This window comes from Microbacterium sp. LCT-H2 (assembly GCF_001866135.1).
GTDB lineage: Bacteria > Actinomycetota > Actinomycetes > Actinomycetales > Microbacteriaceae > Microbacterium.
Map to the genome: position 1 here is coordinate 12,160 of NZ_MODW01000007.1, position 14,788 is coordinate 26,947.

Here is a 14,788-nt window from a genome sequence, read left to right on the forward strand (position 1 = left end):
CGCCGGCATGGTCTTCGAAGGCTCGAGCGCCGCGATCTCCCATACCGGGAAGGTCCGCTCCAACAACCAGGACTCCGGGTATTCCGGGGCGAACCTGTTCGTCGTCGCCGACGGCATGGGCGGACACGCGGGCGGCGACGTCGCCTCCAGCATCGCCATCCAGCGCATGGAGCCGCTGGACCAGCCGTACTCCTCCACGGAGGACGCGCAGGCCGCCCTCCAGGCCGCCGCCACGACGGCCGCCGGCGACCTCATCCGCGCGGCCAAGGACCGCCCGGAGCTCGCCGGACTCGGCACCACGCTCAGCGCCATCATCATGGTCGACGAGTACGCCGTCATCGGCCACATCGGCGACTCCCGCATCTATCTCTACCGCGACGATGCGCTGACGCAGATCACGGCCGACCATACCTTCGTGCAGCGCCTCGTCGACTCCGGCCGCATCACGCCGGAGGAGGCCAGGTACCACCCGCGGCGCTCCGTCCTCATGCGCGTGCTGAGCGACATGGACGCCGACCCCGAACTCGACATGTTCGTCATGCACGCGCAGCCCGGCGACCGCTGGCTGCTGTGCTCCGACGGCCTCTCGGGCGTCGTGGACGAGGCCCGCATCCTCAAGGCCATGCAGCTCGGTCTCGCCCCCGGCCGGACAGCCGACAACCTTCTCAAGCAGGCCCTCGACGGCGGCGCCCCCGACAACGTCACGATCGTGATCGTCGATGTGGGCGGACAGCACCCCGTCCACTCCGGCACCGCCACGATCGTCGGCGCGGCATCGAACCCGTCGGGCGTCTACGTGCCGCCGGTGCGGGCCCCGCGGAGCAACTGGCTGCACCCGGTTCGCCAGGCCGCGAACGAGCCGAGCCACTTCGAGCCGGCACCCGAGTATCTCGAGGAGCTGATCGAGGAGGACCGTCGTCGCGCCAAGCGCCGCCGGCTGGGCTGGATCGCCGGAACGCTCGTGGCGCTGGCCATGCTGGGCTTCGCCGCATTCGCCGCCTACAGCTGGACGCAGACGCGCTACTTCATCGGCGCCGATGAGGACAGCGTCGTGATCTTCCAGGGTGTGCAGCAGAACATCGGTCCGATCACGCTCTCGACACCGGTCGAGGACACCGAGATCCTCCTCGCCGACCTGCCGCCGTATCAGCGGGCCTCGGTCGAGCGCACCATCAGCGCGCGCTCGCTCTCGGACGCCATGGCCATCGTGGACCGTCTCCGCACGGGCGCCGAGGCGAACATCATCGAGCAGACCCCGCTGCCCACGCCGCTCCCCTCCCCGAGCGCGACGCCCTCGGGAGGTGCGGGGTGAGCACCGACGTCCAGGCCGACACCACGGTCATCAAGGCTCTGCGCCGCCTGCGCATGCCGCAGACGCAGCGCAACCGCGAGTTCTGGCTGCTCCTCTTCGCCTGTGCGATCAGCGGCGCCGCCCTCACCCTCGTCCAGCTCGGCGCTCTCGGCACCATCGACCCGATGATCCTGGCGATCGGAGGCGGGCTGGCGGCTCTGGCCTTCGCCCTCCACATCGTGCTGCGCTTCGTGGCAGCCGACGCCGATCCCTTCGTCGTCCCGATCGCGACGCTGCTCACCGGACTCGGCGTCGCGATGATCTACCGGATCGACATCGCCTTCGCGAACACCGGGTGGAACGCCTACTCCACCAAACAGCTCGCCTGGACCGCCATCTCCCTCGCCGGAGCGATCACGGTGGTCATCCTGCTGCGCAACTACCGGATCCTCTTCCGGTATACCTACATCTTCGGCCTCGCCGGAATCCTCCTGCTGCTCCTGCCGTTCGTTCCCGGGCTGCGGATCCCCGATGCGAACGCGCAGGTGTGGGTCTCGCTCGGCGGCATGTTCGCCTTCCAGCCCGGAGAGCTCGCCAAGATCTGCCTCGCGATCTTCTTCGCCGGCTACCTCGTGCGGACGCGGGAGAGCCTGACGTCGGTGGGAAAGCGAGTGCTCGGGATCACCTGGCCGCGCATGCGCGAGCTCGGACCCGTGCTCGTCGTCTGGCTCGTCTCTCTCGGCATCATCGTCGTCCAGCGCGACCTCGGCACCGGAACGCTCATCTTCGGCATGTTCGTGGCCATGCTCTACGTCGCCACCGGCAAGACGAGCTGGGTGCTCATCGGTCTCGGCCTCGTGGTCGCGGGCGTCGCCGCCGCGTCCCAGATCCTCAGCTACGTGCAAGGGCGCTTCGTCAACTGGCTGTTCCTCTTCGACTCCTCGAAGGTCGACCCGGACGGCGCCGGCTATCAGCCCATGCAGGGGCTCTTCGGGCTCGCCCGCGGCGGGCTCATCGGCACCGGCTGGGGCCAGGGTCGCCCGGAGATCACACCGCTCGCGCACAGCGACTACATCATCACCAGCCTCGGCGAGGAGCTCGGCCTCATCGGGCTCTTCGCGATCCTCTGCCTCTACATGGTGTTCGTCAGCCGCGGCGTCCGCATCGGTCTCGCCGGTCAGGACGACTTCGGCAAGCTCCTCGCCACCGGCCTGTCGTTCACCATCGCGCTGCAGGTGTTCATCATGGTCGGCGGTGTCACGCGGGTCATCCCGCTGACCGGTCTGACCACCCCGTTCCTGGCCGCCGGTGGCTCGTCGCTCGTCGCGAACTGGCTCATCGTGGCACTCCTCCTCCGCATCTCCGACGGCGTCCGCCGTCAGCCCCGGGTGGTGATCGGCTGACATGACACGAGAACTCCGCAGACTCAGCATCGTCATGCTGTTCATGTTCATCGCGCTGTTCGCCGCGACGAGCTGGATCCAGGTCGTCGAGACGGACGGCCTGTCGCAGAATCCACACAACAAGCGCACCCGGCTGGACAGCTACGAGATCCAGCGCGGCGCGATCATCGTCGACGGCACGGCGATCGCCAACTCGGTCCCCAGCGACGACCAGTACCGATTCCAGCGCGTGTACACCGACGCCGAGATGTGGGAGCCCGTCACCGGCTACTTCAACCCCGCGCTCGGCTCCAGCACCGGGATCGAGGAGGCGATGAACGCCGACCTCTCCGGAACCGGCTCCAACGCGTTCTTCGCAGAGATCGAGCGGATCCTCTCCGGTCAACCGCAGCGCGGATTCAGCGTCGAGCTGTCGTTGAACACGGCAGCGCAGCGCGCCGCCACCGAGGCCCTGGACGGCCTGCAGGGCGCCGTCGTCGCGATGGACCCGAAGACCGGGCGCATCCTCGCGCTGGCGTCCACTCCGGGCTTCGACACCAACAGCATGGCGACCCACGACGCGAACGCCGCCAACGCGACCTACGACCAGCTCGTGGCCGACCCCGGCAAGCCGCTGTCGAACCGCGCGATCGCCGGTGATCTCAATCCCCCGGGGTCGACCTTCAAGATCGTCGTGGCGGCGGCCGCCTACGCCAGTGGCGAGTGGACGCCGGAGTCGACCCTCCCCAACCCCGCCTCGTACACGCTGCCGGGCTCGAACAGTCGCGTCTCCAACGCGTGGGGCGGCACCTGCGGCTCCGGCGCGACGGTCACGATCGCCGAAGCGATCCGTCTCAGCTGCAACATCCCCATGGCCGAGCTCGCGGTCGAGCTCGGCGATGACACGATCCGGGAGATGGCGGAGAAGTTCGGGTTCAACCGTAGCTTCGACATCCCGCTCACCTCGACGCCCTCGAGCTACCCCCAGGGACTCGACGACGCGCAGACCGCCCTCACCGGATTCGGGCAGGGACAGGTGACCGCGACGCCCCTGCAGATCGCCATGGTCTCCGCCGGCATCGCCAACGACGGCGTCGTGATGAACCCGCAGATGGTCGACGCCGTGATCGGCAACGACCTCTCGGTGATCCGGTCGTTCGACAGCACCGAGTTCGGCCGCGCGATGGAGCCGGACGTGGCGGACGAGGTGACCTCCGCCATGGTGGCCAGCGTCTCAAACGGCGCGGCGCAGGGTGCAAGAATAGACGGGGTCGACGTGGCCGGTAAGACCGGAACGGCGGAGAACGGAAACAGGCCGCACACGCTGTGGTTCACGGGGTTCGCCCCCGCGGACGACCCCGCGGTCGCGGTAGCGGTCGTCGTCGAGAACGGCGGCGGACAGGGTCAATCAGGAAGCGGGGACACCATCGCCGCTCCGATTGCGAAGAAGGTCATAGAGGCGGTGCTGGGCAGATGAGGCCGACGCAGGGTGTGTCGTTCGGTGGTCGCTACGAGCTGCAGTCGCGGATTGCGATCGGCGGCATGGGCGAGGTGTGGGAGGCGACGGATCACGTCATCGGGCGCACCGTCGCCATCAAGATCCTCAAGGACGAGTACATGGGGGACCCCGGGTTCCTCGAGCGATTCCGCGCGGAGGCGCGTCACGCCGCGCTCGTCAACCACGAGGGCATCGCCAGCGTGTTCGACTACGGCGAGGAGAACGGCAGCGCCTACCTCGTCATGGAGCTCGTTCCGGGTGAAGCCCTCTCGACGATCCTCGAGCGGGACGGCGCGCTGAGTGCCGACAAGACGCTCGACATCGTCGCGCAGACCGCTTCGGCCCTCCAGGCCGCACACGCGGCGGGTCTCGTGCACCGCGACATCAAGCCGGGAAACCTCCTCATCACGCCGGACGGTCGCGTGAAGATCACCGACTTCGGTATCGCCCGCATCGCCGATCAGGTCCCGCTCACGGCGACCGGGCAGGTGATGGGCACAGTGCAGTACCTGTCGCCGGAGCAGGCATCTGGCCACCCCGCCTCCCCTGCGACCGACACGTACTCGCTGGGCATCGTCGCGTACGAGTGCCTCGCCGGCAAGCGCCCCTTCACCGGCGAATCGCAGGTGGCGATCGCCATGGCGCAGATCAACGAGCAGCCGCCACCGCTGCCGCCGACGGTGCCGATCCCGGTGCAGAACCTCGTCATGGCGATGATCGCGAAGAAGCCGGCGGACCGCCCGTCCTCCTCGGCCACGGTCGCCCGGGCTGCCCAGGCCCTCCGCCGCGGAGACCTGAACTCCGCCGCCATCGCCGTGCCCGCCATCGCGACGGGCGGCATCACCGGGGACGACGACGCCACGCGGATGCTGACCGCGACCGGCGACGACGGCACGACGCGAATCCTGCCCACCACCGCGCAGCTGCCCACCGACGAGGCCGTCGCGGAAGAGCAGGAAAAGAAAAAGAAGAAGAAGAGCGCCTGGACGTGGCCGCTGATCGCGTTGCTCGTCCTGCTGCTCATCGTCGTCGCCGGCACGCTGTGGGCACTGTTCGGCAACCAGGGCAAGGACGCCGACCCCGACCCCACCGGGTCCGTGAGCCGCACACCCACGCGGGTCGAGTCCGAGACGCCGACCCCGCCGCCGACTCCTGAAGAGACACGCGTCGACGTGACCGCTCTCGGGCTCAACGGCATGGACTGCGGCACCGCCACCGCGACGCTCAAGGAAGCCGGGTTCTCCGACATCGCCTGCGGTGAGGGCGACCCCGCCCCCACCGACGGCGATGTCGGCAAGGTCTACCGGGTGCAGCCGGAGGGGAATGTCGCGACCACGACCCCCATCGCCCTCACGGTCTACGCGGGCCGCACGCCGTTGCCGACGCCGACGGACGTTCCCACGATCACCGGCGACCCGATCGCCGGCAGCACCGTGACGATCTCCTGGGGCACGGGTTTCACCTGCCCCAGTGGCACGACGCTGTCCGGCTACGTCGTCTCGCTGCAGAACGGCACCTTCGCTTCGGGTGGGCCGAACTTCCAGCCGACGGAGCGCAACGCGCAGGTGACGGTCGGCGACGCCGTGGGGAAGCAGCTCATCGCGACGTATCAGGGACTCTGCTCCGGTGGCGACCAGCGCACGTCGAACGCCTCCCCGCCGCTGTCCGTCACGATCGTGGCCCCGGAGGACGGCGCGGGTGACGGCGAGGACGGCGCCCAAGGGTAGCCTGAGTATCCAGTCCAGCCATAGTCGTTTCCAGGGGGTCATCCGTGTCCACAGAGCCACGAGTCATCGCGGGCCGGTACCGCGTCGACGAGCTCATCGGGCACGGCGGGATGGCGAAGGTGTACCGCGGGTACGATTTGACCCTCGGCCGCGAGATCGCGATCAAGATCCTCGATCCTGATCTCGCCCGCGACACCAGTTTCCGAACCCGGTTCCGGCTGGAGGCACAGTCGGCGTCGCGCATGTCGCACCCGTCGATCGTGCGGGTGTACGACGCCGGCGACCCCTCCACGGTCGACAGCTCCTCGGACGAGCCGCCGTACATCGTGATGGAGCTGGTCAAGGGCACCCTGCTCAAGAAGATCATCGCCGACGGCCCCGTGCCCGTCGAAGATGCGGTGCGCTACGTCGACGGGATTCTCGAAGCGCTGGACTATTCCCACCGCGCCGGAGTCGTTCACCGCGACATCAAACCGGGCAACGTCATGGTCACTGACAAGGGCCAGGTGAAGGTGATGGACTTCGGCATCGCCCGCGCGGTGTCCGACTCCTCCTCGACCGTGGCCGAGACCACTCAGATCATCGGCACTGCCGCCTACTTCTCGCCCGAGCAGGCCAAGGGCGAGCCGGTCGATGCTCGTGCCGACCTCTACTCCACAGGCGTCGTGCTCTACGAGCTGCTGACCGGACGGCAGCCGTTCCGCGGCGAGTCGCCGGTCGCCGTCGCCTACCAGCACGTCAGCGAGACACCCGTCCCGCCCTCCGAGGTCAACGAGGAGTCGCCCGCAGCCCTCGACCCGATCGTGTTGCGCGCCCTCGCGAAGGACCCGTATCAGCGGTATCCGGACGCCGCCCACTTCCGCGCCGCTCTGGACGCCGCGGTGACCGGCGCCGCCCCCACGCGCAAGCAGATCGGCGCCCTGACGAGCGAGCTCTATGGACCGAGTCCGCGCCAGGCGCAGGAGACGGCGCGGTCCCTGCGACAGCTCAGCACCGACACCACGATGGCCCGCACGCAGTCGGGACCGCCCGTCGCGTGGATCTGGGCGGGAGTCGCGCTGCTGGCGGTGCTCCTGGCATCCGTGCTGTTCTGGGTCTGGACCATCAGCATGCGCCCCGCCGACGTGCCGAGCACCTCGAGGCTCGTGCCTGATCTGACGAACGTCGCCTCGGAGCGCGCGCAGGACGACCTCGCCGAACTGGACCTCTCCTCGAAGATCGTCATCGAATCGAGCCCGTCGATCGCCGAGGGCAACGTCATCCGCACGGATCCCGAGGGCGGCGTGTCCGTGGAGAAGGGCTCGACGGTCACCCTCTACGTGTCCTCCGGCGAGGAGACGGTGGTCGTGCCGAAGCTCGAGGGGATGTCCCTCGATGCCGCGACGAAGGCGCTGAAGGCCGCCGGCCTCGAACTCGGCACGGTGACGCGACGCAATGACAAGGGTCTCGCCGCCAACACGGTGATGACGGCGAGCGAGCAGGCGGAGGCCGAGGTGGCTCCGGGCACCGTCGTGAACCTCGAGGTCGCCAGCGGGAAGGTCACGCTGAACAACGTCGTCGGCTGGTCCATGGACTCGGCGACGCAGGCGCTCGACGACCTGGGACTCACTCCGGTGCCGACCGAGGCGCCGGAGTGCCCGGCGACGGATCCGGCGACGGTGCACTCGATGTCCATCGCTCCGGGCGATGTCCCCGTCGGGTCGTCGGTCGAACTCCGCTACTGCACCGGGTCCTGACGCGGCACGCGCCGCGGCTCAGCGCATCAGCGGATCGAGAAGGCCGGAGCGGGCGACGGCCCCCTCGTCGCCGCAGAGGCGCAGCCAGTTGGCGAGGAGCCGGTAGCCCCCTCGGGTGAGAACGCTCTCCGGATGGAACTGCACCCCGTGCAGCGGCAGCGTCCGGTGCGCCACCGCCATCACGGTGCCGTCCGGGGCGGTGGCGATGACCGCGAGATCGTCGGGCAGGTCTGCCGCGGACAGCGCGAGCGAGTGATACCGCCCCACGTCGAAAGGTGAGGGGATGCCCGCGAACAGGGCGGAGCCGTCGTGGCGGACCGCCGAGACCATGCCGTGCATGACCTGGGGAGCAGACCGGACCGCCGTACCGAAAGCGGCCCCGATGACCTGATGCCCGAGACACACTCCGAGTGTGGGGACCCCCCGACGCACCGCGATGCGAGCAGCGTCGATCGAAACGCCTGCATCGGCAGGAGCCCCCGGCCCGGGGGAGAGCAGGAGTGCGTCATGCGCGCCCAGAAGCTCCTCGATCTCGACCGCCTCGGTCGCATCGGACTCCACGAGCGTGGTGTCCGCACCGAGCTCGCGGAGATAACCCACGAGAGTGTGCACGAAACTGTCGTGGTTGTCGACCACGAGCACCCTCGTCATTCGACGTCGACTTCGCCCGGGGCGATGAGCGGGCTGACCCAGGGGAACACGTACCAGAACAGCGCGTACAGCACCGCGGCGATCACCACGAGCAGGATGAGGACGCGCAGCCACCACGGGCCGGGCAGCAGGCGCCAGAGTGCGGCGTACATGGGTCTTCTCTCTCCTGGAGGCGGGTCACACGGACGGTGCGGCCGGCGGGGGCGGCGGGTCGGTCAGAGCGGGCGGGGGTCCCTCGGCTCGCGGCTGGAAGCTCTCGAACACCCCGTAGGCGACGATCCTCTCGGCGAGAGAGTACAGCGGTGAACACGCCGTCAGGGTGATGTACTGCTCCCCCGTCTGCTGCTCCGGCATCTGCGGCACGTCGGCGAGCACGTCGGTCTGCGTCGGCTTCACGTACTCCAGGGTGCGGAACCGGTAGGTGTACCAGCCGTCACGGGTCTCCACGACGATCGCGTCACCCACGTGCAGCTTGTCGAGCTGGTTGAACGGCTTCCCCCAGGTGGTCCGATGGCCGGCGAGGGAGAAGTTCCCCACCTCTCCCGGCATCTTCGACTGCGTGTAGACGCCGATGCCCTTCTGGTCGAGAGTGCGCGCGCGACTCGTGCCACCGTAGATGCCGAAGTTGTAGTCGGCGCCGAACCGGGGGATGTGCATCTGTCCGAACCACTCCCCGTCGGCCGGGGCCGCAGGGACGGGCGCCTCGTAGACGGTCTCTCCGTCGTCCGTCTCGACCAGTGGCGGCAGTTCGGGCGCCTCGCCCGCGGCGAGCTGCTGTGAGATCGCGGCGCCCTCCTCGTTCTTCTGGGCCGCGATGATGATGTCGCCGATCCACATCTGCCACGCGACGAAGAGGAGGACGACGACGCCCGCGGTCAGGAGGAGTTCGCCGAGCACGCTCGCGAACGTGGCGCGCGACCGTCGTCGCTGCCGCCGTTCGCGCCGCCCCCCAGGCACGACAGATGCAGTCATGGGCGTGATCATATCCGCCCGACCTGTGCAGCAGGAGTCGGGACACCGCCGATCCGCGTCCTCACGTCTCGTCGGCGCCGAGGTCTCCCGGGTACAATGACGGCATGGCACGTGACCGCAAGACCGAAGAACCCGCCGTCGAGCGCGCCGAAGGCGACGCCGCTCCCAACGCCGTCTGGTTCAAGCCGGTGATGATCGGCTTCATGCTGCTCGGCCTCGCGTGGATCCTCGTCTTCTACATCTCGGGCATGCAGTTCCCGATCCCCGGCCTCGACAACTGGAACCTGGCCATCGGCCTGGGCATCGCCCTCATCGGATTCCTCATGACCACACGCTGGCGCTGACCGCTCAGAACGAAGGAACCCCTCGCCTCTTCGGCGAGGGGTTCCTTCGTCTGTGCGGCAGGCGTGGAGTTATCCACAAGTTATCCCCACACTGGGGAGAATTACACCGATGTTATTCACAGGGGTTAACAACCCTGTTAACAACTCAGGATCAGGCCAAAAGGAGCAGGGGCGGCACGACGGCGACGAGGACGATCAACAGCACCACCAGCGCAGCGAGGAAGACGATCTGCCAGGTCCGCTGGTCGCGGCGCTTCGTCCGTACATAGATGAGCGCCACGAGAGCGCCCGTGATCGCCCCGCCGAGGTGCGCCTGCCAGGAGATGCCGCCGGCGAAGAACCCGAAGGCGAAGTTGATCCCGAGGATCACGAGGATCCCCGTGACATTGGCCCCGATGTGGCGCCCGATGATCAGGAGCGAAGCCAGGAGTCCGAAGATCGCCCCCGATGCGCCGACCGTCCACGTCTCCGGTGCCAGGACGGCCACCGCGACGGATCCGCCGAGGCCGCTGATGAGATACAGCGCGAGGTAACGCGCGCGCCCCAGCATCGGTTCGAGATTCTGTCCGAGCATCCACAGGGCGAGCATGTTCAATGCGAGATGCACGAAGCCGCCGTGCACGAACAGCACGGTCAGCAGTCGCCACGGCTCGAACGGCAGGAGGGAGAGGTTGGGGTAGAGGAACGGCGCGTAGAAGCCGAGGGCCTGGATGATCGGGGCGTTGAGCCCGGGGATGAGCTGCACGAGGCCGATGAACGATGTCACCGCCAGCAGGACGTATGTGATGACGGGCTTGCCGCTGCGCACGGCACCCATGGTCGTGGCCCCACCACCGCGCCACCGACGCGCGGCCTTCTTCTGGGCGGGGGTGCGGTTCTTGCGCTCCGCGTTCATGCACTCCGGGCAGATGACGCCGACCGGGGCGGGCGTCTGACACTCGGGGCAGATGGTGCGCAGGCACCGCTGGCAGAGCACGAAGGACTGCCGATCCGGATGCCGGTAGCAGAAGTTCTCACGGTTGTTCGTGAACTCGGGCGTCGTCATCCGGATCGGCCGTCGCTGTCGTCAGGCGGCGACGATGTCGATCGACTGCAGCACGACGGGCTCGATCGGGCGGTCACCCGCAGCCGTCGGGACCGCGGAGATCGCGTCGACGACCTTGCGCGATGCGTCGTCGGCGACCTCGCCGAAGATCGTGTGCTTGCCCTGCAGCCACGGGGTCGGGTCCGTGGTGATGAAGAACTGCGAGCCGTTGGTGCCCTCGACCTTGCCGGTGATGGCGTTGCGGCGGAGGCCCGCGTTGGCCATCGCGAGGATGTAGGGCTCGTTGAAGTTGAGCTCGTTGTTGATCTCGTCGTCGAAGTTGTACCCCGGACCGCCCACGCCCTGGCCGAGCGGGTCGCCGCCCTGGATCATGAAGTTCGGGATGATGCGGTGGAAGATGACGTCCTTGTAGAGGGGACCCTCGCCCGGCTTGCCGGTGGCGGGGTGCGTCCACTCCTGGGAGCCGTCGGCGAGGCCGACGAAGTTCTTGACCGTCTTCGGGGCGTGGTCGCCGAAGAGGTTGATGACGATGTCACCGTGGTTGGTGTGCAGAGTTGCGACGTGGGAAGCGTGAACCATGCGTTCATTCTCGCAGAGCTTCCGGTGAGCGGGCCGGGCGTGTACAACGCAGGAGCCGATGATGCAAGGGGCGGGCGATTCCCTCGCCGCATCCAGCCTCTCGTGGCAAGATGGGGAACCCGTACTCCAATGGACAGGAGAGCATCGTGAGCCTCAGCCGCAAGCGGAAGAAGCAGCTTCGTCGTCTTCAGAAGGACGCGAACCAGCTGTGGGAAGACCAGCAGGTGCTCGTCGGCCACGCTGCCGACGTCGCTCGTGAGGCGGGTCGCCAGCTCGGCAACTTCAATCGCGAGCAGATCGTCCCGGTGGTCCAGGACACGTACAACCGCCGCGTGGCCCCGGTCGTTGACCGCTCGGTCAAGGCCGGAAAGCACGTCGTGGACGACAAGGTCGTCCCGATCGTGGGCGGCGTCGTCGGCACCGCGCTGACCGCGTGGGACGTCGCCAACGCGAAGCGCCACGGCGTCGAGTACAAGGCCCGCAAGGCCGTCTCGCAGAAGAAGGGTCCCGGTCTCGGATCCGTCATCGCCATCGTCCTGGGTGCTGCGGCCGCCGTCGGCGTTCTGTACGCCGCCTGGCAGGCGCTGCGGGCCGACGACGAACTCTGGGTCGCCGACGACCCGCTGTCGGCTCCCGACGCGTGACCACTCCCGACCCGCACGCGCGGGTGAGGGATGCTGCGGCCGCCCGCGGACTCGACATCGAGATCCGCGAGCGGCCGCAGGCGCGTAGCCTCGTCGAAGCCGCCGAGATCCTCGGCATCCCGCCGTCCGGCATCGTGAAGACCCTCGTGGTCAAGCGCTCTGACGACACCTATCTGTTCGCGCTCATCCCCGGTGGGCGGTCCATCTCGTGGCCGAAGCTGCGGGCCGTCGTGGGAGTGAACAAGCTCCGCCTGCCCGAACCCGAGCTCGCTCTCGCGGCAACCGGCTACGAGCGCGGAACCATCGTCCCGATCGGCAGCACCACCGACTGGCCGGTCTACGCCGACGCGTCCATCGTCGGCGAGCGGGTCGCGATGGGAGCGGGCGCGCACGGCTACAGCCTCTTCGTCGACGCCGACGACCTCATCGCGGCGTACGGCGCGACCGTCGCCGACATCTCGGTGCCCGACGAGCGCTGACGACCGCCGGGACCTCAGAGCAGGCCGGCCATCCGCAGCGCGATGTCGACCAGCCGAACGCGCTGCAGCCCGGCGACGGCGGAGAGAGCGAACCACTCCGCCCGGTCGGTGGAGCCGTCCGTCTCCCAGCGCAGCTTCCCGCCAGTGACCTCCGCGCGATAGACGATCCGGAGGGTATGCAGGGGATCAGGCGACTTCTGCACGCGCCGCCCTGCGGGGATGACACGGGAGTGGATGCCGAGGAGTGAGCCGACGCGGACGGTGTAGCCGGTCTCCTCTCGGAGCTCCCGGCGCACGGCATCCTCCGGTGGCTCACCCGGTTCCAGTCCCCCGCCGGGAAGCGTCCACGCGATGCGCCGACCCTCCGTCCATCGCGCCAGCAGCAGGCGTCCACCCTCGTCGGTGACGACCCCGTATGCGGCGACGCGCAGGTCCATGCGTCACACACTATCCGGGTATCGAGCTGCGTCCCGTCGCGTGACGGCGGACGCGATCGATCACGAATCGAGAAGCACGGCACCGCGCGTCGTCCTTACGCTGGGAGCATCATCCAGGCCGCACGAGAGGAACATCATGGCCGACACCGAGAAGAACTTCACCGCCGAGGAACGCGAGGCCATGCAGGCGGCCGCGAAGGAGGCGCGCACTCGACGCTCGCGGGCCAAGAAGTCGCCGGAGGAACTCCGCGCCGCCGGGGAGGCCGACCTCAAAGAGGCGGTCGCGAAGCTCACCGACGAGGACAGGCTGCTCGCCGAGAAGCTGCACGCGCTGGTCTCCGAGGTGGCGCCGGAGCTCGTGCCCCGCACGTACTACGGCATGCCGGCGTGGGGCCGGGACGGCAAGGTGCTGTGCTTCTTCCAGCCCGCGAGCAAGTTCAAGGTCCGCTACGGCACCTTTGGATTCGAGCCGATCTCGAACCTCGACGACGGCACCGTCTGGCCGACCGCGTACGCGGTGACCGCGCTCACGGAGCAGGATCTCGAGTTCCTCGCCGGGCGCATCCGCCAGGCGATCAGTTGAGCTCGAAGAGGGTCTGACGCAGCGGGGTCGCGCGCATTAGCGTGGTGCCTGTGAGTACCCTTCCCTTCTCCGCCGCCGTCTACGCCCGCCGTCTCGCACGCGCGCAGGAGCGCGCCCGGAAGGCCGGCCTCGACGCGATCATCGTCGGCCCCGGCCCCGACCTGCAGTACCTCCTCGGTGTCGAGGGTGACACCATCGAGCGGCTGACCGCCCTCGTCCTGCCGCCGCAGGGCACGGCGACGCTCATCGTCCCCCGGATGGAGCTCGCCAAGGTGCGCAGCACGGCCGTCGGAGAGCTCGGACTGACCGTCGCCGATTGGGTCGACGGCGACGATCCGTACGCCCTCGTCGCCGCGGCCACCAGTCCCGTCTCGCGCGTCGGGGTGTCAGATTCGCTTCCCGCGCTGCACGTCGTGCCGATCGGCGATCGCCTGCAAGCCCGGCTCGAACTCGCCACTCCGGTGCTCCGGGAAGGCCGGATGGTCAAGGACGAGGAGGAGATCGCCGAATTGCGTCGCGCCGGCGCGGCCATCGATGCCGTGCACCGCCGCGTGCCCGGATGGCTGCGCGCCGGCCGCACCGAACGCGAGGTCGCCGCCGACATCGCCGCGGCGATCGTGGAGGAGGGGCATCGGACGGTCGAGTTCGTCATCGTCGGGTCGGGGCCCAACGGCGCCGACCCCCATCACGAGGTCTCTGACCGGGTGATCGAGGACGGCGACATCGTCGTGGTCGACATCGGGGGAGCCGTTCCGAGCGGCTACAACTCGGACAGCACGAGGACCTACGTCGTCGGAACGCCCGATCCGGCAGCCGCAGATCGGATCGCCACCCTTGTCCGGGCGCAGCAGGCCGCCGTGGATGCGGTGCGCCCCGGGGTCACGGCGGCGGAGGTCGACGCGGCCGCCCGGTCGGTTCTCGCGGAGGCGGGGCTCGGCGAGGCGTTCCTACATCGCACGGGTCACGGGATCGGCGTCTCGGTGCACGAGGAGCCGTACATCGCCCCCGGCAACGACCTCGTGCTCCGCGAGGGCATGGCCTTCAGCATCGAGCCCGGCATCTACTTCGCCGGCGAATGGGGCGCCCGCATCGAGGACATCGTGGTCGTGACGGCGGACGGCGCCGAGCGCCTGAACACGGCACCGCATGAACTCACGGCGACCGACCGGTGAGGGAGAGGATGGTGGAGCCTAGGAGATTCGAACTCCTGACATCCTGCTTGCAAAGCAGGCGCTCTACCAACTGAGCTAAGGCCCCGTGAGGGAATTCTTGAATTGAAAGGGTGGGGCTACCAGGACTTGAACCTGGGACCTCTTCATTATCAGTGAAGCGCTCTAACCGCCTGAGCTATAGCCCCGTCAACCTCCAGAACTTTACCGGAGTTTCGGCGAAAATCCGAATCGAGAGCGAGGCCCCTCCC

The 14,788-nt window shown here is 68.5% G+C and carries 16 protein-coding genes and 2 tRNA genes; 10 read left to right on the forward strand and 8 right to left on the reverse strand.

The genetic code is table 11. The annotated features are described in order from the left end of the window. Positions 1-7: 7 nt before the first annotated feature. Genes BK819_RS14430 through pknB form a run of 5 tightly spaced genes read left to right on the forward strand, consistent with a single transcriptional unit; the run spans position 8 to position 7,634 of the window. Positions 8-1,312: a PP2C family serine/threonine-protein phosphatase gene (locus tag BK819_RS14430; RefSeq protein WP_071329752.1), complete on the forward strand. Its 1,305-nt coding sequence runs from the start codon at positions 8-10 to the stop codon at positions 1,310-1,312. Continuing rightward, complete coding sequence (locus BK819_RS14435) at positions 1,309-2,694, forward strand: FtsW/RodA/SpoVE family cell cycle protein (RefSeq protein ID WP_071329753.1); 1,386 nt, start codon at positions 1,309-1,311, stop codon at positions 2,692-2,694. Before BK819_RS14430 ends, BK819_RS14435 begins: the two co-directional genes overlap by 4 nt. Position 2,695: 1 nt before the next feature. After that, positions 2,696-4,150 carry a penicillin-binding protein 2 gene (locus BK819_RS14440; protein WP_071329754.1) on the forward strand — a complete coding sequence of 485 codons (1,455 nt, stop codon included), beginning with the start codon at positions 2,696-2,698 and terminating at the stop codon, positions 4,148-4,150. Next, complete coding sequence (locus BK819_RS14445) at positions 4,147-5,898, forward strand: serine/threonine-protein kinase (protein ID WP_083391817.1); 1,752 nt, start codon at positions 4,147-4,149, stop codon at positions 5,896-5,898. Before BK819_RS14440 ends, BK819_RS14445 begins: the two co-directional genes overlap by 4 nt. Before the next feature lie 44 nt (positions 5,899-5,942). Beyond that, positions 5,943-7,634: a Stk1 family PASTA domain-containing Ser/Thr kinase gene (pknB, locus tag BK819_RS14450; RefSeq protein WP_071329756.1), complete on the forward strand. Its 1,692-nt coding sequence runs from the start codon at positions 5,943-5,945 to the stop codon at positions 7,632-7,634. Between the two features lie 18 nt (positions 7,635-7,652). Here pknB and BK819_RS14455 read toward each other — a convergent pair whose 3' ends face one another. The 3 genes from BK819_RS14455 to BK819_RS14460 are packed head-to-tail and all read right to left on the reverse strand — an operon-like array spanning position 7,653 to position 9,257. Then, positions 7,653-8,285, reverse strand: a complete 633-nt coding sequence (locus BK819_RS14455) for an aminodeoxychorismate/anthranilate synthase component II (RefSeq protein ID WP_071329757.1) — start codon at positions 8,283-8,285, stop codon at positions 7,653-7,655. Then, positions 8,282-8,437, reverse strand: coding sequence for a DUF4175 domain-containing protein (locus BK819_RS16635; protein ID WP_136051341.1), 156 nt, complete (start codon positions 8,435-8,437; stop codon positions 8,282-8,284). The genes BK819_RS14455 and BK819_RS16635 overlap by 4 nt, the downstream gene beginning before the upstream one ends. Positions 8,438-8,462: 25 nt before the next feature. Next, positions 8,463-9,257, reverse strand: a complete 795-nt coding sequence (locus BK819_RS14460; protein ID WP_071329812.1) for a class E sortase — start codon at positions 9,255-9,257, stop codon at positions 8,463-8,465. 104 nt (positions 9,258-9,361) lie between these two features. On the opposite strand from BK819_RS14460, the gene BK819_RS14465 reads away from it, so the two are divergent. Beyond that, positions 9,362-9,601 carry a cell division protein CrgA gene (locus tag BK819_RS14465; protein WP_025102888.1) on the forward strand — a complete coding sequence of 80 codons (240 nt, stop codon included), beginning with the start codon at positions 9,362-9,364 and terminating at the stop codon, positions 9,599-9,601. A gap of 151 nt (positions 9,602-9,752) precedes the next feature. Here the strand turns inward: BK819_RS14465 and BK819_RS14470 are convergent, their stop codons facing one another. Both BK819_RS14470 and BK819_RS14475 read right to left on the reverse strand, forming a co-directional pair. Continuing rightward, on the reverse strand, positions 9,753-10,646 hold the full coding sequence (locus BK819_RS14470) for a rhomboid family intramembrane serine protease (RefSeq protein ID WP_071329758.1): 894 nt from the start codon (positions 10,644-10,646) through the stop codon (positions 9,753-9,755). A gap of 21 nt (positions 10,647-10,667) precedes the next feature. Further along, complete coding sequence (locus tag BK819_RS14475) at positions 10,668-11,225, reverse strand: peptidylprolyl isomerase (RefSeq protein ID WP_025102886.1); 558 nt, start codon at positions 11,223-11,225, stop codon at positions 10,668-10,670. 146 nt (positions 11,226-11,371) lie between these two features. Between BK819_RS14475 and BK819_RS14480 the strand changes: the two genes are divergently transcribed. Beyond that, positions 11,372-11,869: a hypothetical protein gene (locus BK819_RS14480; RefSeq protein ID WP_025102885.1), complete on the forward strand. Its 498-nt coding sequence runs from the start codon at positions 11,372-11,374 to the stop codon at positions 11,867-11,869. Next, positions 11,866-12,348, forward strand: coding sequence for an aminoacyl-tRNA deacylase (locus tag BK819_RS14485; RefSeq protein WP_256209483.1), 483 nt, complete (start codon positions 11,866-11,868; stop codon positions 12,346-12,348). The genes BK819_RS14480 and BK819_RS14485 overlap by 4 nt, the downstream gene beginning before the upstream one ends. A 14-nt stretch (positions 12,349-12,362) precedes the next feature. Here the strand turns inward: BK819_RS14485 and BK819_RS14490 are convergent, their stop codons facing one another. After that, a complete protein-coding gene (locus tag BK819_RS14490) occupies positions 12,363-12,785 on the reverse strand; it encodes an NUDIX hydrolase (RefSeq protein WP_071329759.1) in 423 nt (140 codons plus the stop codon). 136 nt (positions 12,786-12,921) lie between these two features. Here BK819_RS14490 and BK819_RS14495 point away from each other — a divergent pair, with 136 nt between their 5' ends. Beyond that, entirely contained in the window at positions 12,922-13,368 is a 447-nt protein-coding gene (locus BK819_RS14495) for a hypothetical protein (RefSeq protein WP_071329760.1), read from the forward strand. A 50-nt stretch (positions 13,369-13,418) separates the two neighbouring features. Next, entirely contained in the window at positions 13,419-14,540 is a 1,122-nt protein-coding gene (locus BK819_RS14500; protein ID WP_071329814.1) for a Xaa-Pro peptidase family protein, read from the forward strand. A gap of 9 nt (positions 14,541-14,549) precedes the next feature. Here BK819_RS14500 and BK819_RS14505 read toward each other — a convergent pair. Beyond that, positions 14,550-14,625, reverse strand: a tRNA-Ala gene (locus tag BK819_RS14505). 26 nt (positions 14,626-14,651) lie between these two features. Continuing rightward, positions 14,652-14,725: transfer RNA gene (locus BK819_RS14510), tRNA-Ile, on the reverse strand. Positions 14,726-14,788: the final 63 nt, after the last annotated feature.